This window comes from Alloalcanivorax dieselolei B5 (assembly GCF_000300005.1).
GTDB classification, from domain to species: Bacteria; Pseudomonadota; Gammaproteobacteria; order Pseudomonadales; family Alcanivoracaceae; genus Alloalcanivorax; species Alloalcanivorax dieselolei.
In genome coordinates this window covers 1,131,833-1,157,286 of the sequence record NC_018691.1, presented here as the reverse complement: position 1 = coordinate 1,157,286, position 25,454 = coordinate 1,131,833, and the positions used below count along the sequence as shown (strand labels likewise).

Below are 25,454 nucleotides of genomic sequence, written 5' to 3'. Positions count from 1 at the left end.
TGCGCGGTGTGGTCATTCTACATGAACACGCGTAATCACGGTTTGACGGGAATGGGGCTCTCCATCGGGGCACGGGTCTGTACGGAGGCCTTACGGAACCCTGTTTGACAGGGACGTGAAGGTCCCAAACAAGCTCTAAGGTTTTACAAAGTGCGCCCCGGCTCGCCACTGACCGTGACCGGCAATTCGTTTAGTCTAATATTGCCCAAAACGGCGCGCGGCTCTGCTACCGGAACTTCCCGGCATTGGCGCCGCCTCCGCCGTTGTCAGGCCAGGTTTATAGCAATCCGAATTTCGCGGTCGCAGCGATTCCTGCTGCCGCCGTGCCAAGGAAGCCCCGATCCGCTGCCCATGACAGCGGATCCGTATGCAGTATTCAAGGGAGCCCGCATTGACCATGACTTGCCGTCCGTTCTGGTTGTCACTGTTTCTGATGTTCGTCGCCATATCCCCGGCCAGCGCCGAATCCTGGGCCGACAGCATCTATGAGAGCCTGCAGGAACGGAAATTGCCGGAACAATCCCTGTCTCTGGCGGCGATTCCCCTGGACGGCCCCGGCGAGCCCCGCTTCGTCAATGCCGATGAGCAGATGAATCCGGGTTCCACCATGAAACTGGTCACCACGTACGCCGCTCTGGAACTGCTTGGCCCCAACTTCCAGTGGCACACCCGTCTGTACACCGACGGCGAACAGAAGGGCGATACGCTCAAAGGTAACCTTTACTACGTCGGTGTCGGCGATCCCAAACTGACCCTGGAACGTATGTGGCTGCTGCTGCGTGATCTGCGCGCCATGGGCATCAAGCATATTCGCGGTGATCTGGTGCTCGACGGCAGCTATTTTCATCTGCCCAACGGTGTTCCCCATTTCAATGATGATGGCGACAATCCCTACGCGCCCTATCTGGTGGAGCCCGGTTCCCTGCTCACCAACCTGAATGTGTTCCGTATTCGCATGATGAGCCGGGATGGCAAGGTGCATGTGAGCACCGAACCGCCGGTCAGCAAGATCGTCATCGACAACAAGGTCACCGCACCCGAGCGCGGCCGTTGCCCGGTGCATAATTCCAAGGCGCTGCAATACGAGCCGGACTTTTCCGATCGCCGCAAGATCACCGTGACGATCACCGGCGCCTTGCCGGAGAACTGCCGCGCCGACCGTTATCTGTCGCTGATGTCCCAGCAAGACTACACCGCCAATCTGATCCGCGGCCTGTGGCGGGAAATGGGCGGCACCCTGTCCGGCCGCGACCGCACTGGCCGGCTGGCGCGGGGCGCCAAGCTTCTGGTCACCACCTCCTCACCGGATCTGGTCACCATGGTGCGCGACATCAATAAATGGAGCAGCAACGTCATGGCCCGCCAGCTGTTCCTTACCATTGGCGCGGAGAACCGGCTGGCCGGCGACAAGGACGACCTGGCGGCGGCCGATCGGGCAATCCTTGAATGGATGCGTCTGAAAGGCATCGACATCAGCCAGGTGGTGTTGGAGAACGGTTCAGGACTGTCCCGTCTGGAGCGTATCACCGCCCACCAGCAGGCCCTGATGCTGCAACAGGCCTGGCGCAGTCCGTTCGCCGCCGAGCTGATCGCCTCGCTGCCGTTGGTGGCAATGGACGGCACCATGCGTAACCGGCTGCGTAATACCGCGCTGGTGGGCGAGGGCCATATCAAGACCGGCACTCTGAGAAACGTGCGCTCCATCGCCGGCTTCACCCGCGACCAGAACAATACCACCTGGGCGGTGGCGGCCATGATCAACGATCGCAGCGCCTGGAAATCCCGGGCGGTACTGGATGAAGTGCTGAAGGCGGTGCACACCCTGGTGGAACCGGGCACCGATGCCAGCCGGGTCACCGCGGCTTCCGCGGGCGACGGCCGATAACACGGTTATCCCGTCTCTGTTATGCTCCGGGCTTTGACGTTGTCACGCCACGGCCCGGAGCATCCCGATGATCACCGTTCACCACCTGGAAAATTCCCGTTCCCTGCGGGTTCTCTGGCTTCTGGAAGAACTGGGACTCCCCTACGAAATCGTCCATTACAAGCGCGACCCCGTTACCATGCTGGCGCCGGAGAGCCTGCGGAAAATTCACCCCCTGGGCAAAGCGCCGATACTGCAGGACGATGACCGGGTGGTGGCTGAATCCGGCGCCATTCTCGAATACCTTCTGGACCACCACGGCCAGGGCCGCTTCCGCCCGGAACCGGGCGCTCCCGGCCGCGAAGCCTACCAATACTGGCTGCACTACGCTGAAGGCTCACTGATGCCGCTGCTGGTAATGAAGCTGGTGTTCTCCCGAGTCCCCCAATCGCCGATGCCGTTCTTTATCCGCCCGGTGGCCAGGAAAATCAGCCAGGGACTGAATCAGGGCTTCCTGAACCCTCGCCTCAGCGATCATCTGGGCTTCGTCGAGCGTCATCTTGGCGAGCATGCCTGGTTCGCCGGCGACGATTTCAGCGCCGCCGACATTCAGATGAGCTTCCCACTGCAAGCGGCGCAGGCCCGGGCCCCCGGGGAAATGCCCAACATCCGGGCTTTCATTGAACGGCTGGAAAGCCGCCCCGCCTACCGCAGGGCGGAGGAACGTGGCGGGGCTCTGAAACCACTGGGTTGATCCTCCCTGGGGGAATGTGCTCCAGTGCCCATTCCCCGCACTTTGCTATGGCCATTCAAACATAAGACGTTATGCTTAGTTTTGGTCACACCCTAACATCCTATTCAGGTCAGTTTCTGACCAGGGGGTGTATTCCGGCCATAGCCATCAAGTGGGGATCCATGATTCTGCTGTATTTTTTCATCGCCCTGGCGGTGGCCATCGCGGTCATCGAAGTGGCTCAGAGAATTCATGCCCGCCGCCGCGATTAACCGGCGTGACCCGCTGTCCTTTCCCTCCCGGCCCCGCCCCGGTTAAAGACTGTTAAAAGCGTGAACGTGTTCACACCAAAAGCTTCTAATCGACTAGGATCAGATAACGCTTGATCTATATGGAGATAGAAGCATGAAAAAGATTTTGCTTACCCTGGGTCTGGCCTCCGGTCTGGTACTGGCGGGCTGTTCTTCCACTCCCTCCAACCCTCAGGCGGACAAGGCCTTGTACAGCGGCATGCTGCCCTGCGCGGACTGCTCCGGGATCCGTACTTCCCTGACTCTGTACAGCGATGAGAAAGACCGTCCGACCCAATATGAGTTGCGTGAAGAGTACATGGACAGTTCCCGCGCGGGCCGTACCGAAGTCGAGCGCGGCCAGTGGGCCTACGGCAATAAGGAAATGGACGGTACCGCTTACCGCACCGTGGTGCTGAATCCCCAGTCCGAGGATGTGGAAAGCCAGCTGCGCTACCTGGAAACCGCGCTGAATGCGCTGGAAATGCTGGACATCAACGGCGACCGTATCGAGTCCGAACTCAACTACACCCTGATCAAGCAGTAACCTCATGGGGAGGCGTCAACCGGGCGCCTTCCCCCTCTCCCCACATCTCCCACGCTTATTGAAACAGCCTATCCATCGTCACATTCCTGTAAATAGGAATGACTTGCATTCACTGTGCGAAGTGCTAGACTCGCCCGCACACTGAGATATCGTCCCGTCACGGTGCCCCAAGGTGCCGTTATCCGCTTTTATACGTCCCGGCCGACGGCGATATCCGCCTTTTCCACGATGGAGTTCGGCGATGACCTCTTCTCTGCAGTTTCACCTCCCCGAGTGGTTCGTTTCCGGTGGTATCACCATGTGGGTGCTTGGCCTGATGTCCGTGATCGGTCTGGCCACCCTGATTTCCAAGATACTGCAGTTCGCCCGTGTGCGCCCCAAGGCAAGCCGCCAGGCGGATGCCCTGCTGGCGAGTCTGGAACGCGGTGAAGTTCCGGCCCAACAAAAGCCGGGCCGTACGCCCATCGATCAGGTGGTGCTGACCTCCTGGAACCAGCGCGATATGGACGAGCAAAGCTGGGAAGAAGACAGCCTGCGCCGCGCCCGCGAGTCCCTGGATGAGTTGCGTGGCGGGCTGCGGATTCTCGAGGTGATCAGCGCGCTGGCGCCGCTGCTGGGCCTGCTCGGCACCGTCTTCGGCATGATCAGCGCTTTCCAGGCTCTGGAACAGGCCGGCTCCCAGGTGGATCCGGCCATTCTCTCCGGCGGTATCTGGGAAGCACTGCTGACCACCGCCGCGGGTCTGACCGTGGCGATTCCCGCCCTGGCCGCCTTCCATTGGGCGGACCGCACCATTGAGGTGTGCCGGGAAAAACTGCAGGACCGCCTGTCCCAGCTGAAAGTACAACGCCGCCGCCTCGACCAGGACAGCAACGCTCCGACCCGGGACAGCGTTCCCAGCAGCGAGGCCCGCATCGCCCATGTATCTTGAGCCCGAACGTCACCGTTCGCCGGCTATCAGTCTCACCCCACTCATCGATGTGGTTTTTATTCTGCTGGTGTTCTTCATGCTGGCCACCCGCTTCGGGGCCTGGAAGGACCTGCCGGTGAGTGTGGTGCCCAGCGAAGCCGTGGAACGGCAGGACGACAAGACCTGGCTGGAGTTGCACGTCAACGCGGAAGGCAAAGTGGACTGGAACGGCGAAGCCTTGTCCCTTGAACAGCTGGGTGAAAGGCTGGCCGGCCATGACGAAGCCGTGCTGATCACCGGCGATCCGGACGCGCCCCTGCAGGCCGCCCTCGCCGCCGTTGACGTGGCCCGGGCCGCCGGCCTCAAGGAAGTGCAGCTGGAGCTGCTGCCATGAATCTGGAAGACAACAGCCCCCGCCGGCCACCGCTGGAGCCGGTGCTGCCGCTGATCAACGTAGTGTTTCTTCTGTTGATCTTCTTCATGGTGGCCGGCCAGTTGGCGCCACGTCCCACCGTGGATGTGACCGCACCGAACAGCGCCGAGGCCGCCACCGAGGAAGACCCCAGCCAATTGATGTTGATCCTGGACAAGCAAGGCGTGCTGTTCCATGACGGCGAACCGGTGGCCGAGGCCAGCCTCGCCACGCTGATCGCCGAACATCAGGCGGAACGGGAAAAGGAAGCGGCTGACAAGGCGGCTCAAAACGGCTCCAAAGAAAGCCCGACGGCACCCACCACCGCCGCCACCGCCGACAGCGGGCAAGAGACGACATTACCGCTGGTGCGCCTGCTGGCTGATGCCGGTGTGCCACTTAGTGTATTGCGCGAAAACCTGGGCAAACTGCGAGACCTGGGTGTGGAAGAAGTTCGTTTGGTAACCCAGAGCGAGAACACTCCGTGAGGCGAAGTATACGACTGATCATTAGTTGGGCCCTCGCGATCCTGGTTCACGGCAGCCTGCTGGTGACGGTGAATTCGCTGACCCTGGCCGGTGGCCGCGTGGGCATTCAGGGTGGTCAGCAGGCCATGACGTTGTCGCTGGCGCCCAAGCCGGCACCACCGGCACCGGCGCCCCAGGTGGCTCAGGTGGAAACCAAGCCTCAACCGAAGCCCGAGCCCAAGCCGGAACCCAAACCCGAGCCCAAACCGAAGCCGAAACCAAAGCCCAAACCCAAGCCGGAGCCCAAACCCGAACCGAAACCGGAACCCAAGCCCGAGCCGAAGCCCGTCCCCAAACCGGAGCCGAAGCCCGAGCCGGAACCCGCCCCTGAGCCACGGGCCGAACCCGCCGGTTCTCCCGAAGCGGAACCGGACGCGGAGCCAACCGAACAGGTGGCGGGCGGCGCGCCCCAACCCAAGGGCCAGAAAGGCATCGCCGGGGACATTGGCGAGGGCGTCCATCGCAGCGGTGACAACGACAACGCTCTGAACCGCTATCTCGGCAAGGTGCGGGATACCATCGAGTACAACAAGGTCTACCCGGCCCGGGCGCGCATGCGCCGGCAGCAGGGTGAAGTGGAAGTCAGTTTCCGGGTCAACGCCCAGGGCCGTGCGGAAAATGTGGAACTGGTGGGCAGTTCCAACAGCCGCATTCTCGATCAGCAATCCCTGGAACTGGTGCGCCGGCTGCGCTTCCCGCCGCCCCCGGCCCAGTTGGGAAGCGATCCGGTGGCGGTGCGGATTCCGATCAATTACACGCTATAAGGACAACGCTGCTGCGGCGGCTTCGTAGCTCCCTAGCAGAAACAGACCAGTCAGGGTGTGGGCATAAGCAGGTGCTTAGCCCTCCTTCTCTCCCCAGCGCGCCACCAGCGTCTGCGGCACGCCCAGGTGATCCAGCAGACGCGCCACCACGAAGTCCACCAGATCCTCCACTCGCCGCGGGCGATGGTAGAAGCCCGGCGCCGCCGGCAGGATGGTGACACCCAGCCGCGCCAGCTTCAGCATGTTTTCCAGATGCAAAGCGGATAGCGGCGCCTCCCGAGGCACCAGGATCAGGTGGCGGCGTTCCTTGATCGCCACATCCGCGGCCCGTTCGATCAGGTTATCGCTGGCGCCATTGGCAATGGCGGACAGCGTGCCGGTGGAACAGGGGCACACCACCATGGCCGCCGGCGCGCCGCTGCCGGACGCCACCGGCGCGGTCCACTGCTCCAGGCCACAGACCACCAGACGGCCTTTATCGGTACCGCTCCAGTCCCGCAACGCGGTCTCGGCGGCACCGGTGCCGGCGGGCAGCTTGAGATCGGTCTCGGTACCGATCACCACCCGCGCCGCCTTCGACAACAAGACGTAGACCTCGCAGTCCGCTTCCAGCAGACATTGCAGCAAGCGCAACCCGTAAGGGGCACCGGAGGCGCCGGTGAACGCAAGAGTGATCCGTTGTCGCATCGCGCTCTCTCCCATCAGGACCGTGCCGCGTGCAGCGCGTCCAGCAGCTTGCCGTGAATACCGCCAAAACCGCCGTTGCTCATTACCACCAGATGGCAGGGGCCGCGCTCACCGGCGGCCACCGCCGCCACCAGCGCATCGAGATCCTGCTCCACCCGTGCCGGCACCGGTGACTGCGCCACTACGTCATCCAGGGACCAGTCCAGACCCGGCGGCTGATACCAGATCACCTGGTCGGCGGCGGCGGTGCTTTGTGCCAGAGTATCGCGATGACGGCCCAGGCGCATGGTATTGGAACGCGGTTCGATGATCGCCACGATGCGCTGCTCACCGACCTTGCGCCGAAGCCCGTCGAGCGTCGTGGCGATGGCGGTGGGATGATGGGCGAAATCATCGTAAACGTGCACACCCGCTATCTCGCCACGCAGTTCCATGCGGCGCTTCACGCCCTGGAACGCACTCAACGCCTCCGCCCCCTGGGCCAGCGTCACGCCCACATGCCGCGCCGCCAACAGCGCCGCCATGCCGTTGTTGACGCTATGGCGGCCGGTTTGCGACCAGCTCACCCGGCCCACCACCCGGCCGTTTTCCAGCACCTCGAAGGCGGAGCCATCCGCCGCCAGCAAACGGTAGCCGGGATCGGCATCTTCACCGAAACGCTCCAGCTCGCTCCAGCAGCCTTTGTCCAGGGTCTCCTCCAGAGCCGGCTCTCCTTGCGGCAGGATGATCCTGCCCTGGGAGGGAATGGTGCGGATCAGATGATGGAACTGGGTCTGGATCGCGGCCAGATCGGTAAAAATATCGGCGTGGTCGAATTCCAGATTATTGAGAATAGCGGTGCGTGGCCGGTAATGAACAAACTTGCTGCGCTTGTCGAAAAACGCGGTGTCGTACTCGTCCGCCTCGACCACGAAGAACGGACTCTCGCCCAGCCGGGCGGAAACACCGAAGTTGGCCGGCACGCCACCGATCAGGTAACCGGGATTCAATCCCGCGTGTTCCAGAATCCAGGCCAGCATGCTGCTGGTGGTGGTCTTGCCGTGGGTACCGGCCACCGCCAGCACCCAGCGTCCGGGCAACACCACCTGCGCCAGCATCTGGGCCCCGGAGGTGTACGGCAAGCCCCGATCCAGCACCGCCTCCACCGCCGGATTGCCACGGCTCAGGGCATTGCCGATCACCACCAGATCCGGGGCCGGCTCCAGTTGCGACGGGTCATAATCCTCGGTGATGTCGATACCGGCGGCGGCCAGCTGGTCGCTCATCGGCGGATAGACGTTCTCATCGGCACCGGTGACCCGGTGCCCCTGGGCCCGGGCCAGTTGCGCCAGCGACCCCATGAAGGTACCGCAAATACCCAGAATGTGAATGTGCATCGAGTTCCTCTCGCCGACGCCCCCGGCCATCGCGGGGCAAACCTCCGCACCATAGCGATAACCGGCGGTCAGGTGAAGAGCCGACGCCCCGTTCAACTGGCGAAAGCAGCGCGCTGCCAGGCACCCGGCCGGATCAATGCCCCGTGTTACCAGGCATAGCTCACGCTGGCGATAACGTTGCGGCGATCCCCGTACCAGCAGTAATAGGCGCTGGAACAGGTGGCAACATATTCCTTGTCGGCCAGATTCTTGGCCGCCACCTGGAATTTCCAGTCCTGCCACTGATAGCTCACCGTGGCATCCCAAAGCGTGAACGACGGCACGCGATGCTCGCGGGTGTTGTCGTTATCGCCATAGGTATCGCCGACATAGCGTACCCCGGTGCCCACGGAAACCCCTTTCATCGGTCCTTCAAGGAAGCTGTACTTGGCCCAGGCGGAAGCCAGGGTCTTGGCCACCTGCTCAGGACGATTGCCTTCCTGGGCCGCATTACCGTTCTCCTTGATTTCCGGGTCCATGAAGGTGGCGTTGGCGATCACGCTGAGACTCGGCGTAATGTTGGCAACGGCCTCCAGTTCCACCCCTTTGTTCTCGACCTCGCCGATCTGCTGCAAGGTCAGTGCGGCCCCCGTGGCCATATTTTCCTTGGTGGCCTGGAACAAAGCCATGTTGAAGTAGCCATCAAAACCGTGCGGCTGGTACTTGAGGCCCAATTCGACATTGTCGCCGGATTCCGGTTTGGCCTCGTTAGTCCCCGCTCTGGCGATTTCGATTCGTACCGGCAGGAAATACTGGGAGTAGTTGGCGTAAGCCGTGACTCCATTATCAAACAGGTACGCCAGACCGGTGCTGGTGGTCCACTCCTCGTTTCGCGTCTTCTGCTGCGTGGAAAGGGTTTTGTTTTGGTACTCCTGTGTGGCGTGATCATAACGAACGCCAAACAGGAAGACGAAGCGGTCATTGAACTTCATCTGATCCTGAAGATAAGCACCAGCCTGATAGAAATCGATGTCTCTTTCCTGCCGATCGGCTTCGGTCAGGGGATTACAGGCGCCAGTGGAAAAGTCACACCGCAAAGGCACCAGGGCGTTCGCATCTCTATAGCTGGGATGGTATGGATCGAGCAGTGCGGGCGCATAAATACCGGGCGCCGCTTCGTAGCCCATTACCGGATCAGCATAGGTTTTACCATCGATGGACAGACTCTGATAATCCATCCCCACCAACAGCGTGTGGTCGATTCCGTTGAAACTCCACTTATGGATCAGCCGGTTATCCACGTTGATCCCGTCGGCGTCGCCTTCCTCGTCGGACAGCCCACGCAGTAGCTGAGAGTCGCCGGAATTGGGCATATAACCCAGGGAGTACATCTGCCGCAGATCCATCTTCATGTGCTGATAGCGGGTGTACTGCTGGAACCTGGTGTTGTCGCTGAAACGGTGCTCGAATTCGTATCCAAGCGTGGCTTGCTCACGCTCGAACTTTTCATAGTCCGGATTACCAACGGCCACGTCATCATCAATCTCGCCGTTCGGGTTCGGCGTGATCACCCCGCTGGTGGGCAGAAACTGCAGATAGGGGTCGGAATCGTCTTTTTGATAGGAAGCCAGCAGGGTCAGATCGGTATTGTCTCCCAGCGCGGCTTTGAAAGATGGCGCGATCAAGGTGCGCTCGGCATCCACATCGTCCACCCGGGTTTCGCTGTCACGTCTTAACGCCACCAGGCGGTAGGCATGCCCTTCCCCCACCGGTCCGCTCACGTCCACCGACAACTGCTTACGGTCGTAGCTGCCGTACTCCAGACCCACATAGCCACTGGAATAAGAACGTGGGCGCTTGCTGACGGTATTGATGGCGCCGCCCGGAGGGTTCTGTCCATACAGAGCGGACGGCGCGCCGCGCAAAATCTCCACCCGCTCCAGGCCAAAGGGATCGATCTGCCAGCTATAGAAGCCGTATGAATAGACCCGGGTACCATCGCGGTACAAACCGTTATTGGCCTGATCAAAACCACGGATGACAAACCAGTCCTGCTTGTTGTCCTCGCCAAAATAGTTCGCCTGGATGCTGGGCGTGTATTGCAGGGCATCGGCGATGCTGATCGAGGCACGGTCTTCCATTTGCTCGCGGGTGACAATGGAGATGGCGCGCGGGGTCTCGCTCACCGGGGTATCGATCTTGGTAGCCGTGAGACTACGCTGCCCCACATAGCCGAAGTCCGCTTCCCCCAAGGCACTCTCGCCCTGAGCGCCCACTTCCACCGTGTCCAGTTGCTGTGTCCCGGAGCTGTCCTGAGCCCAGGCCGGGCTGCTGATCATGGTGGCGGCCACCGCCCAGGCCAGTGGATGGCGGGTGCCCCGGCCCCGCCGTTGTTGTGTGTTGCCGGATCGGCTAGCCATACAAGTCTCCTGACCAATAACAAGCACAATTATAGGAATGATTCGCATCCGCATTATACAATGATGACAAACTGCTGCCAGATGACATAGGGGCTCTGGCGCCAGTGGTGTCCGTCACCGCGGTAACCCGCTGCCCGCCCGGAGCTCCCGGTTGCGCTATCCCGGCCAATGAGCAGACATATGGAACAAGAAAACGGCCATACCCGACGATACCCCGAGCCGGTTAATGGATTACCATGGAGCGTGGCCGCCCCTCTCTTCCTTACGGAAGCGGCGGCCACTTTCTTTCGTTATTGTCTTGGGAGACATCATGCTGACAATTAAAAGTCCCGACGAACTGCAAAGCTGGGAAGGTAAGGAGCTCGGCGTTTCCGAATGGGAAACCATCAGCCAGGAGCGCATCAACCAGTTCGCCGAAGCCACCGGCGACCACCAGTGGATCCACGTGGACGTGGAACGGGCCAACAAGGAATCCCCCATGGGCGGCCCCATCGCCCACGGTTACCTGACGCTGTCCCTGATCCCCATGTTCAAGGATCAGATCTACGCCATCGAAGGGGTCAAAGCCGGCATCAACTACGGCCTCAACGGCTGCCGCTTCCTCGCCCCCGTCCCCGCCGGTGCCCGCGTCCGCGCCCGCTTCGTGATGAAATCCGTCACCCAGAAAGGCGAAGGCCGCTACCTGCTCTGCAACGAAGTCACCATCGAGCTTGAAGGCAGCGACAAACCGGCCTGCGTGGCGGAAAGCCTGGGGATGGTGCTTTTTTGAGTTGACAGTTGATAGTGGACAGTTGATAGCTGCGCGGATCAGATCTGCGTGAACGGAAATGAAAGAGGCCGCGTCCAAGTACTGGGCGCGGCCTCTTTGCTTTTGGTCTGTTTTTAGATTTTCGCTGTCAACTGTCCACTATCAACTGTCAACTGCCTCTCCTAGTGGCTAATCATCCAGGGCCGCGCCGAGGGGAACATTTTCTTGCCGTCGGCGGTGTAGAACACTTTCGGCGAGGGTTTGGCGTGGTGGCAGCAGCCTTGCTCCTTTTCACTGTGGTCGTTGCCTCGCCGGGGTTCATGGGCGGCGCGTTCGTTGCATTCCATGGCCTGACGGCGGGCCGGGGCCATATCAAGCACCTCCGGCGGCACCATGATCACCCGCGGCGCCAGTTCACCGCATTGCGGGCAGGCGTGGGCGATACCGGATTCCGCCACCGCCACCAGCGCATGGAACAGTCCGTGGTTCGCGCATTTATAGTCGTATAACGGCATCGCCGTTCTCCTCTATCCGGGCCTTACTTGTCTTTCGCCAGTGGCACATCCATGGATCCGGCCACGCTGTGCTGAGGACCATCCACGCCGGGTTTGAGGTCAAACTCGAAAATGTCGGTGGGCAACCACAAAGTGGCACAGGCGTTCGGCACGTCCACCACGCCGCTGATGTGGCCCTGCACCGGCGCGCATCCCAGCAGCGAATAGGCCTGGGCACCGGAATAGCCGAATTTCTTCAGGTACTCGATGGCGTTGAGACAAGCCTGGCGATACGCAATATGCACGTCCAGGTAGTGCTGCTTGCCCTCCTCGTCCACGGAAATGCCTTCGAAGATCAGATAGTCATCGTACTTCGGCGCCATCGGGCTGGGTTTGAAGATCGGGTTCTTGATCGCGTATTTTTCCATGCCGCCTTTGATCAGATTCACCCGCATGTGAATCCAGCCCGCCATCTCGATGGCGCCACAGAAAGTAATTTCCCCATCACCCTGGCTGAAGTGCAGGTCGCCCACGGACAGACCGGCGTCCTTCACGTACACCGGAAAGTAAATCTGCGAGCCACGGGACAGATCCTTGATGTCGCAGTTACCGCCATGCTCCCTTGGTGGCACCGTACGCGCGCCTTCCGCCGCCGCGGCATTACGGGCATCACCGTTCAACTTGCCCATGTGGGCGGTATCGGCGAACGGCAGATTGACCAGGCCGGGCACCCGATCCGGTTCGGTATCGTAAAGTTCTTTTTCCCGTTTGTTCCATTCATCCAGCATGCCCTTGGACGGCAGGCAGCCAATCAGCCCCGGGTGAATCAGACCGGCGAACTCCACGCCGGGAATATGGCGGGACTTGGTGAACATGCCATTGAAGTCCCAGATGGTTTTCTGCGCTTCGGGAAAGTGCTCGGTCAGAAAGCCGCCGCCATTCTGTTTGGAAAAGAAGCCGTTGAAGCCCCACTGGCTTTCCTCGAAGGTGCCGATATCGAGAATATCCACCACCAGAAGATCGCCGGGCTCGGCGCCTTCCACACCCACCGGACCGGACAGGAAGTGCACCTGTGTCAGATCCACGTCGCGAACGTCCTCGGCGTTGTCGTCGTTGTTGATTTGCCCGCCGGTCCAGTCATGGCATTCCACGATGAAGTCATCACCGGGCTTCACCATGGCGGCCATGGGAATATCCGGATGCCACCGGTTATGCACTTTCTCGTTCTCGTACGGGGACTTGTTCAGATCAATTTTAATGATGGTCTCAGCCATGGTGTGCTTCCCTCCGCTCAATGTCGTCATCCCATGCCTCGGCAGGGATCATGAATCAGAGCCTGCCGGGCAGGCCCTGACACTATCGCGCCGGCCACCGGCCGGCGCCATTGGTGAAAACACCCCGGCGCCTACGTTGTATGACGTAGTGCGTCGTGGGGTTCGGTATCCATCACCGGCACGACCTCCAAGGTACCACCGGAGGCTCGCACCAGAAACTGACGAGTGCCGGGGTGGCCGAACATGGCCGCGGCCACCTTCGGTTCCAGTTCGTTGCGCAGACGCCGCCGCAGATCACGGGCGCCGTAGCGGATATCCTGCCCGGCGCATAACCGGGCCCGCGCCGCCGGTTGCCAGGATAGATGAACGTCCCGTCCTTGCAGGCGGTCCGCCAGGCGATCCAGTTCAATATCCAGCAGCGCCTCGGCCCGTTGTGGCGCCAACGGCTGAAAGTAATGAATGCGGTCGATACGATTAATGAACTCCGGATCAAAGTGCTCGAACACCGCTTGTTCCGGAATACGCTCCACCTCCCCCGGACGCAATCCCAGCCAGCGGCGCCAGCCGCCGCGATAGAGGGACAATCTGGCCTGAGCCTCACGGGCACCGAGATTGCTGGTCATGAAGATCAGGCTGTTGCGAAAATCCAGCTCCCGGGTGCCGGCGGACAATGGCAAACGGCCATGATCCAGCACATTCATCAAAGCCCGTATGACCCGGGCGTCGGCCTTTTCAATTTCATCGAACAGCACCACCCCCGGTTTGCGGAAGGTGCCGCGCAGCCGTTCCTCATCCAGCAGGGTATGTCCTTCCTTGCTCCCCACGTAGCCGGGTGGCGCGCCGGTGAGCGCGGCGGCGTAGTGCTCCTGGGCCAGAGTGTTCATATCGACCCGACACAGCGCGTCGGCGCGACCGTGCAGCGCCTCGGCCAGCAGGCGCGCGGTTTCGGTCTTGCCAACACCGGTGGGGCCGACAAACAGGTACACCGCCAGCGGCCGTTCCGGATCGGAAATATCCGCTTTGATCCGCGTCAGCATCGCCTCCAGGTCCGCCAGCACCGGATCCTGGCCGACGATGCGGGCGCTCAGCCGGGCCATCACCTGATCCGGCTCGAACTGGAAGCGGGAAACGCGGGCCCCCGGCGTCACCGGCGGCGGCCGGGACTCCGCCTGTTCCATCAGGCGATCATTGATGAAGGGCACCGGCGTCTACTCCCCCACCGCCCTTTCCTTGTCCGGTACCGGCAAGTCGCCCACCGGACAGTCCGCCACGCCAACCGTATCGCGGGTCATGGCTTCCACCTGTTGCTGGGCTTTCTGCGCATCCAACACCCAGGTTCGATAAAAATCGAACGGACAATCGGCCACGCCCTTGTCACCGTCACCGGAGTTGTGCACACCGGTGTAACCACGATGCAGCAACTTGAACAAATGATTCTGAGACTGATCGTTGGCGCGGGCATCACGGATCTGGCTAACCGAGAGCTGAGCGTACTGCACGCCCATCTCCTCTTCGCCACATTCCCCCAAGGTGCGGCCGTCGAAGCCGACCAGAGCGGAATGTCCGAAGTAGGAATAGACACCGTCGAAACCGGTGGCGTTGGCCACCGCCACATAGCAGTTGTTGGCCCAGGCCATGGTCTTGGCCATCATGATTTGTTGTTCCTTGGCCGGGTACATATAGCCCTGGCAACGCACGATCAGCTCGGCGCCTTTCATGGCACAATCCCGCCAGATCTCCGGATAGTTACCGTCATCACAGATGATCAGGCTGATCTTCAGCCCTTTCGGCCCTTCGGTAACGTAGGTGCTGTCACCGGGATACCAGCCCTCGATCGGGCACCAGGGAATGCACTTGCGGTATTTCTGCACGATACGGCCCTGGTTATCGATCAGCACCAGGGTGTTGTACGGCGCCTTGTGGGGGTGCTCTTCATGGCGCTCGCCGGTGAGCGAGAATACGCCCCAGGTGTTTGCCTCACGGCAGGCGGCGGCGAAAATATCGGTTTCATCGCCCGGCACGGTGGCGGCGGTGGCCATCATTTCATCGGGGTCATACATGATCCCCATGGTGCTGTATTCGGGGAACACCACCAGGTCCATGCCCGGCAATCCGAGCTTCATGCCCTTGATCATTTCGGCGATGTGCCGCGCGTTATCCAGCACCTCCTCACGGGTGTGCAGACGCGGCATTTTATAGTTCACCACCGCCACACCGACGGTGTCGGCGCTACTGGAAATATCACCATGACGCATTGCTTGTCTCCTCGAATTCAGACCGCCAGATAGGCGGCGATTTTTTCCTGGTTTGCCCCTTCGCGTTCTTCCTGATGCACGAAGCGCCCTTTCTCGATCACCAGAATCCGGTCCGCCACGTTCATGACGAAACTCAGTACCTGCTCGGAAACCAGAATGGAGAGCCCGCGCGTGTCGCGAATTTTGCGTAGCGTTCGCGCCAGCTCCTGGATGATGGAAGGCTGGATCCCCTCGGTGGGTTCATCGAGAATCAGCACCTTGGGATCAGTGGCCAGGGCGCGGGCGATAGCCAGTTGCTGCTGCTGCCCACCGGACAGGTTGCCGCCCTTGCGTGAAGCCATGTCCTTGAGCACTGGAAACAGTTCGTAGAGGTCGGCGGGAATGCCCTTGCGCCCGGACGCGGCCAGGCCGGTCTCGATATTTTCCTTCACCGTCAAAGTGGGAAAGATCATCCGTCCCTGCGGTACGAAGCCGAGTCCGGCCTTGACCCTTTGATGGCTTTTCAGCGGCATCAGATCGACGCCCTGCATGGACAACACGCCCTCTCTGGCCGGCACCATGCCCACCATGGATTTCATCAACGTGGTCTTGCCCATGCCGTTGCGGCCGACCACCGCGACAATCTCGTTCTCGCCCACGTCCAGTTGCAAGTCATGGATCACCTTGCTCTGCCCATAGGCTACGGAGTAGTTCTGCAATTTCAGCATGATCAGTGCCCCAGATAGACCTCGACCACTTTCGGGTCGGCTTTGACATGGGCCAGGGAGCCTTCGGACAACACCTGGCCCTGGTGCATCACGGTGACACGATCAGCGATGTCACCGACGAACTGCATATCGTGCTCGATCACCAATACCGTGTGATCACGGGTGATCACCTTGAGCAACTCGGCGGTCTTCTTGCGCTCCGCCACCGACATGCCCGCCACCGGCTCGTCCAGCATCAGCAGATCCGGCTTCTGGATCAGCAGCATGCCGATCTCCAGCCACTGCTTTTGCCCATGACTGAGCAGGTCGGCACGGCAGTCCAGTTGATCCGCCAGAAAGATGGTTTCCGCCACTTCGTGTACCGCATCGAGGACCTGCTGATCGCGACGGAACGCCAGCGCGCCCATCACCGAACGTCCGCGTGGATAGGACACCTCCAGATTCTCGAACACGGTAAGGTCGTCATATATGGACGGGTTCTGGAATTTTCGGCCCACCCCGGAGCGGACGATCTGGTGCTCCTTCATGCGCGTCAGTTCCTGGCCCTTGAAACGGATGGCGCCGTCGGTGGCGCGGGTCTTACCACAGATCAGATCCAGTACCGTGGTCTTGCCGGCGCCGTTAGGGCCGATGATGACGCGGATTTCGTTGTGCTCCAGGTACAGGGACAGATCATTGACCGCCTTGAAGCCATCGAAGGACACGGTCAGTCCTTCCACGGTGAGGATAAAATCCCGGGACGTGCTCATGGGGTTTCCTCCATCCGGCGGGCCGCGGCCGTGGGCGGCGTGTTGGCGGCTTTGCCCAGACCACCCAGCATTCTTTTCTCCAGCGGCATCAGATAGCGCTGATACAGACCGGCAATGCCGTTGGGGAACGCCAACACCACGGCGATGAACAGCGCGCCCATGGCGTACAGCCAGAGTTCCGGAAAGGATTCGGAAAACCCGGTTTTCGCCGCGTTCACCAACAGCGCGCCATACACCGCGCCGAGCAGTGAATGACGTCCGCCCACGGCGCAGAAGATCACCATTTCAATGGACGGCACGATGCCGACGAAGGAAGGCGACATGAACCCCACCTGCAAGGTGAACAAGGCACCGCCGATACCGGACAGCGCCGCCGCCAGACAGAACACGAACACCTTGAACGAGGCCACGTCGTAGCCGGAAAAGCGAACCCGGTCTTCCTGGTCCCGCATCGCCACCAGAATGCGGCCGAGTTTGCTGCCCAGCACATGGCGGGCCAGCAACACGCAGGCCAACAGCAAACCGGAGGTAACGAAGTACAGCACTGTCTTGGCTTCGTTGCTGCGGATATCCCAACCCATCAGCGTGCGCAGGTCGGTGATGCCATTGGCGCCGCCGGTAAAGCCCTGCTGCCCGATGATCAGGATGGTGAGAATGGCGGCGATCGCCTGGGTAATGATGGCGAAGTAGACGCCGCCGACGCGCCGTTTGAACATGGCCACGCCGATAATGAAGGCGAGAATCACCGGCACCATCACCACCGCGATCAGAGTGAAGGAGAAGCTGTGGAACGGCTGCCAGAACCAGGGCAGTTCAGTGACCTGATTCCAATCCATGAAGTCGGGAATGCCCGGCGTGGACTGGCTGGCGGTGGCCTCGGGACTGGACGCTTCCAGTTTCAGGAACATGGCCATGCAATAGCCGCCCAGTCCGAAGAAGACACCCTGCCCGAGACTGAGAATGCCGCCCTTGCCCCAGCACAGCACCAGCCCCACGGCAACGAAGGCGTAGGTCAGGTACTTGCCCACCAGATTGAGACGGAAGGCATCCAGCAGCACCGGAAACACCAGCAACAGCAGCGCCGCCAGTACCAGGAAATAGAGGTTCTCCCGGGACATCAATGAAGATGCGGATGGAGTTGTTTTCATCACGGCCTCCTAACGGCGAACCTTGAGAGCGAACAAACCCTGAGGACGCAGCATGAGAATGCCCACCACCACCAGCAGCGTCAGTACCTTGGCCATTGAGCCGCTGAGGAAGAATTCCATGGTCGACTGAGCCTGGGAAATGGTGAACGCGGATGCGATGGTGCCGAGCAGGCTCTGGGCGCCGCCGAACACCACCACCAGGAAGGTGTCGACAATGTAGAGCTGTCCGGAAGTGGGACCGGTGGATCCGATCATGGTAAAGGCCGCGCCGGCGACGCCAGCGATACCGCACCCCAGGGCAAAGGTGATCCGGTCCACCTTGCCGGTATCAATACCCACCGCCTCCGCCATGGGCCGGTTCTGCACCACCGCGCGTACCTGACGTCCCCAGCCGGAACGGAACATCAACAGATAGACCAGAGTGGCGATGACCAGCGTCAGCACCATCACGATCACGCCGTTGATGGGGATTTCCACCAGGTCGGTGACGGCGATGGAGCCCATCATCCAATCCGGCAGACTCACGCCCACTTCCCGGGCGCCGAAGATCGAACGGTAGGCCTGCTGCAGAATCAGGCTCAGCCCCCAGGTGGCCAGCAGCGTATCCAACGGCCGGTGGTACAGGTGGCGTATCATCAACCATTCCACCAGCATGCCGAGCAAAGCGCTGGCTATGAACGCCAGGAACATGGCGACAAAGAAATAAATGCCGTACAGACCGGGCAGCACATTTTCGAACAGGCCGGCGGTCAGGTAGGTGGTGTAGGCCCCCAGAATCATGAACTCACCGTGGGCCATGTTGATGACGCCCATTTGGCCGAAAATAATCGCCAACCCCAGGGCCATCAGCACGAAGATGGAAAACAACGACAAGCCGGCAAAGCCTTGCATGGCGAAAATCGACATCAGCTCCGGCATGGAATAATCAGCGAACATGGCGTTCTCCCGGGCAACCTTTCGCGTCGAATCGGGCCGGCACCCTCACGGGTGCCGGCGGTCTGGTTACTTGTAGCCTTCGGGGAACGGATCCGGCTCCATCAGATCCTCGGTCTCGTACACCACTTTGTACTGGCCGTCTTTTTGCGCCTGGCCGATGCGTGCCTTGGACCACAGGTGATGGTTCTCGTGGATGCGGACATAGCCTTCCGGTGCCGTCTTCAGTTCGATGCCCGGGAACACTTCACGGATCTTGTCGACGTCGAAGGAACCGGCTTCCTCCACCGCCGCTTTCCACAGCCAGGGACCGAGATAAGCCGCCTGGGTCACGTCGCCGATCACGATGTCATCGCCCCAGCGTTCCTTGAACGCCTTCACGAAGGCGGCGTTGTTCGGGTTGTCCAGGCTCTGGAAGTACTTCATGGAGGCATAGGCGCCTTCCACGTTCTCGCCGCCGATACCCAGGATTTCATCCTCGGTGACGGAGATGGTCAGCAGCAGCGGCTTTTCCTTGGTCAGATCAATGCCGGCGGCTTTGAGCTGCTTGTAGAAGGCCACGTTGGAACCGCCCACCACGGAAGCAAAGATGACATCCGGCTTGCGCAGCTTGATCTTGTTGATCACCGAGTTGAACTGCGTGTGGCCCAGCGGGTAGTACTCCTCACCCACCACTTTCAGACCTTTCTTCTCGATATGCTTGCGGGCGATCTTGTTGGAGGTGCGCGGCCAGATGTAGTCGGAACCGAGCAGATAGAAGGTCTTGGCGCCCTTCTCCTTCACCACCCAGTCGATGCTGGCGAGGATCTGTTGCGTCGCTTCCTGGCCGGTGTAGATCACATTGGGCGATTGCTCCAGTCCTTCATAGAAGGTCGGGTAGTAGAGCATGCCGTTGTATTGCTCGAACACCGGCAGAACCGCCTTGCGGGAGGCGGAAGTCCAGCACCCGAACACCGTCGCCACTTTGTCGTTGACCAGCAACTTGCGCGCTTTCTCGGCGAAGGTGGGCCAGTCGCTGGCGCCATCTTCCTGGATATACTCGATTTTGCGTCCAAGCACGCCGCCCTGGGCGTTGATCTGCTCGATGGCCAGTTTTTCCGCCTGCACCGAACCGGTTTCACTGATCGCCATGGTGCCGGTGATGGAATGCAGGATCCCCACTTTGACGGTGTCCTCGGTTACCGCCAGGCCAGTGCTGTTGACGTCATCGGCCGCACTTATCCCGGGCAACCCCAAGGTGGCCCAGGCCAGCAGACCGGCCCACCCCAATCGCCGCTTCAAACCCGGCGCCGTTACCTTTGCTCTCGTCATGGTCTTCCCCTCGTCAGCGGTTCGGACCGACCGGCCCCAGGACCGGCGGTCATTGGCAACGAGTATGGGAAGGGGCCGGCGGGTGGCCCATTCGGTGATTGGGTCAGGTCCCTACGTCATTCTCCCCATAGGCGACCCGTCACCCGGAGGGTACCGTCGGGCCTGGGGAATAAAGACAGCCCATGATCAAAAGTTGGGCACGAATCCTGCTTCTTTCTGTTTGAAGAACGTTGATTCAAAGAGGCTTTGACGCTGTGCACGGTGTTTCGGGACCGCGCACCACTTCCATTCGGGTGGGTGAACGACGCTGACATGCAGCAACGAATCTTTCCGGTGCGGCGCAATTACAACCAATGGGTCGCCAACCAGACTCTGGAAGACTACGCCCTGCGGTTCACCGCCAAGTCCGCCCGGCGCTGGTCACCGGGCCGGGTGGCGCTGACCGCCCTGGGCGCGATTTCGTTTCTTGCCCTGGAGGCGATTGGCGCCGCCATCACCCTGAACTACGGCTTTACCAACGCGGCCTGGGCCATCGCCGTGTTCAGCGTCACCATCTTCCTGCTGGCCATCCCGGTCAGTTACTACGCCGCCCGCGACGGCGTCGACATTGATCTGCTCACCCGCGGTGCCGGGTTCGGCTACCTGGGCTCAACCATCGCCTCGCTGATCTACGCGTCCTTCACCTTCATCTTCTTCGCCTTGGAATCGGCGATCATGGCGATGGCCCTGGAGGTCCTGTTCGGCCTGCCGCTGACGTTGGGCTATGTGGCCAGTTCCATCGTGGTGATTCCGCTGGTCACCCACGGCATCACCCAGTTGACCCGGTTCCAGGCCTGGACCCAGCCCTTCTGGGTGATCCTGCAGTTGCTGCCGTTCGTGTTCATTCTCTGGCAGGACCCGCAATCGCTGGACCGCTGGTTCCAGTTCCCCGGTGGCGACGCCCGCCATGGCGGTTTTGACCTGTTGCTGTTCGGTGCCGCCTCCACGGTGTTGTTCTCGCTGGTGGCGCAGATCGGTGAGCAAGTGGATTTTCTGCGTTTCATGCCGGAGAAGACGCCCGCCACCCGGGTCCGCTGGTGGGCGGCCATGCTCGCCGGCGGCCCCGGCTGGATCGTGGTCGGCGCCCTCAAGGCACTGGCCGGTTCTTTCCTGGTGGTATTGGCGATTCATCACGGCCTGCCGCAAAGCCAGGCCCAGGAACCGATGCACATGTACCTGATGGCGTTTGCCCACGTCACCAGCCATCCGGCCGCCCTGCTGGCACTGGCCGGTATTTTCGTGGTGCTGTCGCAGTTGAAGATCAACGTCACCAACGCCTACGCCGGCTCCATCGCCTGGTCCAATTTCTTCTCGCGCCTGACCCACAGCCACCCCGGCCGGGTGGTCTGGCTGGTGTTCAACGTGATGATCGCCTTGCTGCTGATGGAGATCGGTATTTACCGGGCGTTCGAGTCGATTCTGAGCAGTTACGCCATGGTGGCGGTGGCCTGGATCGGCGCCCTGGTGGCGGACCTGGTGATCAACAAACCGCTCGGTCTGAGCCCCAGGCACATCGAGTTCAAACGCGCCTATCTGTATGACCTCAACCCGGTGGGCTGCGGTGCCATGCTGCTGGCCACCCTGGTGGGCCTGGCCTGCAAGGCCGGCGTGCTGGGCGCCGCCAGCGAGGCGCTGGCCTCGTTCATCACCTTGTTCGCCGCCTTCGTATGCGCACCGCTGATCGCCGTCGCCACCCGCGGGCGCTACTACATCGCCCGGCCGCCATCACGGCCGGAGTCGGTGGAGGGCAAACCCTGTTGTATCTGCGAACACGCCTTCGACCAGGAAGACATGGCGTTCTGCCCCGCCTACAACGGGCCGATCTGTTCGCTGTGCTGTTCCCTGGACGCCCGCTGCCATGACAGCTGCAAGCAGGATGCCCGCTTCCAGCAGCAACTGATGGGCTGGCTCGCGGGCATCCTGCCGGATCGTGCCCTCAACCATCTGCGCACTCGCATAGGGCATTTTCTCGGCCTGCTGCTGGTGGTGACGTCACTGCTGGCCGCCTTTCTGACGCTGGTCTACTACCAGGCCGCCGCCGGCGAACCACCGGCACGGGCGGTGCTGGCCGCCACCCTGGCCAAGCTGTTCGTGATTCTGGTGATCATGAGCGGTGTGGTGGCGTGGCTGTTCGTGCTCGCCCACGAAAGCCGCCGGGTGGCGGAAGAAGAAACCCAGAAGCAGACCCGCGCCCTGATGGCGGAGATCAAGGCCCACGAGAAGACCGACCGCGAACTGCAAAAGGCCAAGGAACTGGCGGAAGCCGCCAATCAGGCCAAGAGCCGCTATCTCACCGGCCTCAGCCACGAGCTGCGCTCACCCTTGAACGCCGCCTATGGCTACGCCCAGTTGCTGGAGCACGACCCGGCCATCCCCGACAGCCGCCGCGAGGCCATCGTCGCCATCCGCCGCAGCACCGGTCATCTCTCCGATCTGATCGAAGGGCTGTTGGAGATCTCCAAGATCGAGGCCGGCAGACTGGAGCTGTACCGCAACCGGGTGCGGGTACCGGCGTTGATCGACGAGTTGGTGACCATGTTCCGGCTGCAAGCGGAGGACAAAGGCATCGGCTTCGAGTTCATGCCACAAGGGCGCATTCCGGAATGGGTGGCCACCGATGAGAAGCGATTGCGCCAGATCCTGATCAATCTGTTATCCAACGCCATCAAGTTCACCGACCGGGGCCGGGTCACCCTGCACTTCCGCTATCGCTCGCAGGTGGCGGAGTTCACCGTGCGCGACACCGGCGTCGGCATCGCCGAGGAAGATCAGGCACGCATCTTCCGGCCGTTCGAACGGGTGCGCAAACCGGGCATGCCGGTGGTCCACGGCACCGGTCTGGGCCTGACCATCACCAAACTGCTCGCCGATATCATGGGCGGCGACATCCAGGTCAGCAGCATCCCTGGACAAGGCAGCGAATTCCGACTCTCGGTCATGCTCTCCAGCCTCGAGCACGGCAACAGCCAGGACCGCGAACCAACCCGCCCGGTGCACGGTTACCTGGGCCCACGCCGGACCTTATTGGTGGTGGACGACGATCCCTCCCACCGCGGCTTGATCAGCGATCTGCTGACGCCACTGGGCTTTCAGGTGCTGGAGGCGCCGGACGGCCGCACCGCCCTGGCGATGCAAGCCCAGAGCACACCGGATCTGATCCTGATGGACGTGGCCATGCCCGGGCTGAACGGCTGGCAAACCACCCAGGCTCTGCGCCAGGCCGGCTGCCAGGCACCGATCGTGATGCTGTCCGCCAACGCCCGCGAAGCCGCCCGCGCCAACACCTTCAACGACGGTCCGCATGACGACTATCTGGTGAAACCGTTCAAACTGAGCACGCTGTTGGAAATCCTGGCCCGCCACCTTCGCCTGGACTGGGAACACCGCCCGCCGGCGACACCGGCCGGGGATGCCCCCGCGCCGCCGTTGGACAAGGCACTGCGTGACGAGCTGGTGGCCCTGGCGGAAATCGGTCACTTGCGGGGGCTGCGGGAACGTCTGGAACGCGCCCGCCGGGACCGGCATCTGCCGGCGCCCCTGGCCGAGACCCTGACCGCCTCACTGCGCCGCTTCGATTTCCATCAGGTGATACAAGTGCTGGAGCGCACGCCATGAGCCAACCCGATCGCAAGGACCTGGTTCTGGTGGTGGACGATTCGCCGGACTCCCTGGGCATGATCCACCAGGCCCTGGAACAGGCGGACCTGACCGCCCTGCTCGCCCTGGACGGTCAGCAGGCGCTCAATATCGCCGAAAAGATGGTGCCGGATCTGATCCTGCTGGACGCGATGATGCCGCGGATGGACGGCTTCGAGACCTGCCGGCAACTGAAAAACCGGCCGCCGCTGGCGCCCATTCCGGTGATTTTCATGACCGGGCTCAGCGATGCCGAGGACGTGGTGCGGGGGCTCGAGGCCGGCGGGGTGGACTATGTCACCAAACCGGTGCGCCCCTCGGAGCTGATCGCCCGCATTCGCGTCCATCTGACCAATGCCCGCCAGACTCAGAGCGCCCGCAGCGCCCTGGACCGCTTCGCTCAGGCGGCCTTCTCCACCGGCCGCGACGGCCGCTGGCAGTGGGCCACACCGCAGGCGGAACAATTGCTCAATGACGATGCCGGCAATCGCGACAAACGGCTGGCGCTGCTCGCCCGACACATCGAGGACTGGCTGGCCCGGGCGCCGCAACCGTCGGATCTGCACACCGTCAGTGATGGCGACACCGCCTTTCGCCTGCGTTTTCTCGGCGAGGTCACCGCCGGCGAGTTCCTGTTCCGTATCCATCAACACGACGAGGAAGAGGGCGCGGAACGCTTGCGCGCCCAGTTGCGGCTGACGCCCCGGGAAGCCCAGGTGCTGCTGTGGATCGCCCAGGGCAAGACCAACCGGGAAATCGGCCAGATCCTGACCCTGAGCCCGCGTACCGTGAACAAGCACCTGGAGCAGGTATTCCGCAAACTGGGGGTGGAAAACCGCACCTCGGCGGCGGCCATGGCGCTGGGGTGCCTGGGGGTGTAGGTGCCTCTTGCAGACCTGGATACAGAGGGGGCTACAAGGCCGCTGTGGGAAGCTTGCTTGCAAGCGAATTGTACTGGGCCCCAACCAACAAACATTCGCTTGCAAGCAAGCTTCCCACAGCGGCTCCGTAGCTTTCTCCGCGGGCAGCGAATCCCGCGTCAGCGGTTCAGCACCTCCGGCATGAACGCCGCCAACGTCATGTAGGTGAGAATCAGCAGGGAGAACGCCAGCGCCAGCCCCAGCAGCGGGCTGACATCCAGGGAACGGTGATAGATAAAACTCTGCACCGCCAGTTGCCAGCTCACCAGCATGAAGTAGAGGCCGTCGATGATCGGTATCGGCTGCGCCGCGGCCATGTTGACGATCAGCAGCGGCAGCGCCACCAGAGACAGCAACAGGTCCAGCCCCAGCAGCGCCATCATGGTCTGCACCCAACGTGTCAGCAAACCCTTGAAGGCCAGCGCGGCGGTGGTCACGGCGGTGACCAGCAACAACGAAATCCACTGCACGGCGATCAACTGGCCGGCGGGCAGGCTGGTCTGCAGATTGGCACTGAGCCCCTGCATGATCAGCCAGGCCACCAGCAGGATCACCAGCAATGGCGGCGTATAGGGCATATCCTCCGGCCCCTTGCGAAACAGACTCAGGTGCCAGAACAGGCGAATCAAAGCATTCATATCTCCTCCCGGAGCGCTATTGTTCCAGAGCCGGCAGCCGGACACCATCCTGGGGAGCAACCCGGGGGACAGGCCGGTGCCTTTTCCGCTAGA

At 61.7% G+C, this 25,454-nt stretch carries 23 protein-coding genes; 10 read left to right on the top strand and 13 right to left on the bottom strand.

What is annotated here, in order from left to right:
* Positions 1 to 397: 397 nt before the first annotated feature.
* The 7 genes from dacB (at position 398) to B5T_RS05230 (ending at position 6,047) form a co-directional block, all read left to right on the top strand.
* Positions 398 to 1,885, top strand: coding sequence for a D-alanyl-D-alanine carboxypeptidase/D-alanyl-D-alanine endopeptidase (dacB, locus tag B5T_RS05260; protein WP_041716885.1), 1,488 nt, complete (start codon positions 398 to 400; stop codon positions 1,883 to 1,885).
* A gap of 67 nt (positions 1,886 to 1,952) precedes the next feature.
* Entirely contained in the window at positions 1,953 to 2,618 is a 666-nt protein-coding gene (locus tag B5T_RS05255) for a glutathione S-transferase (protein ID WP_014993432.1), read from the top strand.
* A gap of 384 nt (positions 2,619 to 3,002) precedes the next feature.
* The gene (locus B5T_RS05250) at positions 3,003 to 3,434 is read left to right on the top strand and encodes a copper resistance protein NlpE (RefSeq protein ID WP_014993430.1); all 432 of its coding nucleotides are present in this window, start codon (positions 3,003 to 3,005) and stop codon (positions 3,432 to 3,434) included.
* 241 nt (positions 3,435 to 3,675) lie between these two features.
* Positions 3,676 to 4,365, top strand: a complete 690-nt coding sequence (locus B5T_RS05245; protein WP_014993429.1) for a MotA/TolQ/ExbB proton channel family protein — start codon at positions 3,676 to 3,678, stop codon at positions 4,363 to 4,365.
* Positions 4,355 to 4,738: an ExbD/TolR family protein gene (locus B5T_RS05240; RefSeq protein WP_022996018.1), complete on the top strand. Its 384-nt coding sequence runs from the start codon at positions 4,355 to 4,357 to the stop codon at positions 4,736 to 4,738. Before B5T_RS05245 ends, B5T_RS05240 begins: the two co-directional genes overlap by 11 nt.
* Positions 4,735 to 5,244: an ExbD/TolR family protein gene (locus tag B5T_RS05235; RefSeq protein WP_014993427.1), complete on the top strand. Its 510-nt coding sequence runs from the start codon at positions 4,735 to 4,737 to the stop codon at positions 5,242 to 5,244. The genes B5T_RS05240 and B5T_RS05235 overlap by 4 nt, the downstream gene beginning before the upstream one ends.
* A complete protein-coding gene (locus B5T_RS05230) occupies positions 5,241 to 6,047 on the top strand; it encodes an energy transducer TonB (RefSeq protein ID WP_014993426.1) in 807 nt (268 codons plus the stop codon). The genes B5T_RS05235 and B5T_RS05230 overlap by 4 nt, the downstream gene beginning before the upstream one ends.
* 75 nt (positions 6,048 to 6,122) lie before the next feature.
* Here the strand turns inward: B5T_RS05230 and B5T_RS05225 are convergent, their stop codons facing one another.
* The 3 genes from B5T_RS05225 to B5T_RS05215 all read right to left on the bottom strand — a co-directional run bounded on the left by B5T_RS05225 (position 6,123) and on the right by B5T_RS05215 (position 10,509).
* Positions 6,123 to 6,734: a flavin prenyltransferase UbiX gene (locus tag B5T_RS05225; protein ID WP_014993425.1), complete on the bottom strand. Its 612-nt coding sequence runs from the start codon at positions 6,732 to 6,734 to the stop codon at positions 6,123 to 6,125.
* A gap of 14 nt (positions 6,735 to 6,748) precedes the next feature.
* The gene (mpl, locus tag B5T_RS05220; RefSeq protein ID WP_014993424.1) at positions 6,749 to 8,110 is read right to left on the bottom strand and encodes a UDP-N-acetylmuramate:L-alanyl-gamma-D-glutamyl-meso-diaminopimelate ligase; all 1,362 of its coding nucleotides are present in this window, start codon (positions 8,108 to 8,110) and stop codon (positions 6,749 to 6,751) included.
* 146 nt (positions 8,111 to 8,256) lie between these two features.
* Positions 8,257 to 10,509, bottom strand: coding sequence for a TonB-dependent siderophore receptor (locus B5T_RS05215; RefSeq protein WP_014993423.1), 2,253 nt, complete (start codon positions 10,507 to 10,509; stop codon positions 8,257 to 8,259).
* A gap of 310 nt (positions 10,510 to 10,819) precedes the next feature.
* Here B5T_RS05215 and B5T_RS05210 point away from each other — a divergent pair, with 310 nt between their 5' ends.
* Positions 10,820 to 11,278, top strand: coding sequence for a MaoC family dehydratase (locus B5T_RS05210; RefSeq protein ID WP_014993422.1), 459 nt, complete (start codon positions 10,820 to 10,822; stop codon positions 11,276 to 11,278).
* A 161-nt stretch (positions 11,279 to 11,439) separates the two neighbouring features.
* On the opposite strand, the gene B5T_RS05205 is transcribed toward B5T_RS05210, so the two are convergent.
* The 9 genes from B5T_RS05205 to urtA all read right to left on the bottom strand — a co-directional run bounded on the left by B5T_RS05205 (position 11,440) and on the right by urtA (position 20,128).
* On the bottom strand, positions 11,440 to 11,772 hold the full coding sequence (locus tag B5T_RS05205) for an FmdB family zinc ribbon protein (protein WP_014993421.1): 333 nt from the start codon (positions 11,770 to 11,772) through the stop codon (positions 11,440 to 11,442).
* A 23-nt stretch (positions 11,773 to 11,795) separates the two neighbouring features.
* The gene (gene fmdA / locus B5T_RS05200; protein WP_014993420.1) at positions 11,796 to 13,025 is read right to left on the bottom strand and encodes a formamidase; all 1,230 of its coding nucleotides are present in this window, start codon (positions 13,023 to 13,025) and stop codon (positions 11,796 to 11,798) included.
* Between the two features lie 131 nt (positions 13,026 to 13,156).
* A complete protein-coding gene (locus B5T_RS05195; RefSeq protein WP_014993419.1) occupies positions 13,157 to 14,227 on the bottom strand; it encodes an AAA family ATPase in 1,071 nt (356 codons plus the stop codon).
* Between the two features lie 6 nt (positions 14,228 to 14,233).
* Positions 14,234 to 15,280, bottom strand: coding sequence for an aliphatic amidase (locus B5T_RS05190; protein ID WP_014993418.1), 1,047 nt, complete (start codon positions 15,278 to 15,280; stop codon positions 14,234 to 14,236).
* A 17-nt stretch (positions 15,281 to 15,297) separates the two neighbouring features.
* Positions 15,298 to 15,987, bottom strand: a complete 690-nt coding sequence (urtE, locus tag B5T_RS05185; protein ID WP_014993417.1) for an urea ABC transporter ATP-binding subunit UrtE — start codon at positions 15,985 to 15,987, stop codon at positions 15,298 to 15,300.
* Positions 15,988 to 15,989: 2 nt separating this feature from the next.
* A complete protein-coding gene (gene urtD, locus B5T_RS05180) occupies positions 15,990 to 16,736 on the bottom strand; it encodes an urea ABC transporter ATP-binding protein UrtD (protein WP_014993416.1) in 747 nt (248 codons plus the stop codon).
* Positions 16,733 to 17,884 carry an urea ABC transporter permease subunit UrtC gene (urtC, locus tag B5T_RS05175; RefSeq protein WP_014993415.1) on the bottom strand — a complete coding sequence of 384 codons (1,152 nt, stop codon included), beginning with the start codon at positions 17,882 to 17,884 and terminating at the stop codon, positions 16,733 to 16,735. Before urtC ends, urtD begins: the two co-directional genes overlap by 4 nt.
* Before the next feature lie 9 nt (positions 17,885 to 17,893).
* Positions 17,894 to 18,820 carry an urea ABC transporter permease subunit UrtB gene (gene urtB / locus B5T_RS05170; RefSeq protein ID WP_014993414.1) on the bottom strand — a complete coding sequence of 309 codons (927 nt, stop codon included), beginning with the start codon at positions 18,818 to 18,820 and terminating at the stop codon, positions 17,894 to 17,896.
* 66 nt (positions 18,821 to 18,886) lie between these two features.
* On the bottom strand, positions 18,887 to 20,128 hold the full coding sequence (urtA, locus tag B5T_RS05165) for an urea ABC transporter substrate-binding protein (RefSeq protein WP_041716882.1): 1,242 nt from the start codon (positions 20,126 to 20,128) through the stop codon (positions 18,887 to 18,889).
* A 312-nt stretch (positions 20,129 to 20,440) separates the two neighbouring features.
* On the opposite strand from urtA, the gene B5T_RS05160 reads away from it, so the two are divergent.
* Entirely contained in the window at positions 20,441 to 23,782 is a 3,342-nt protein-coding gene (locus B5T_RS05160) for a hybrid sensor histidine kinase/response regulator (RefSeq protein ID WP_014993411.1), read from the top strand.
* Complete coding sequence (locus B5T_RS05155) at positions 23,779 to 24,684, top strand: response regulator transcription factor (RefSeq protein ID WP_014993410.1); 906 nt, start codon at positions 23,779 to 23,781, stop codon at positions 24,682 to 24,684. Before B5T_RS05160 ends, B5T_RS05155 begins: the two co-directional genes overlap by 4 nt.
* A gap of 158 nt (positions 24,685 to 24,842) precedes the next feature.
* Here B5T_RS05155 and B5T_RS05150 read toward each other — a convergent pair whose 3' ends face one another.
* The gene (locus B5T_RS05150) at positions 24,843 to 25,361 is read right to left on the bottom strand and encodes a hypothetical protein (RefSeq protein WP_014993409.1); all 519 of its coding nucleotides are present in this window, start codon (positions 25,359 to 25,361) and stop codon (positions 24,843 to 24,845) included.
* Between the last annotated feature and the right edge of the window lie 93 nt (positions 25,362 to 25,454).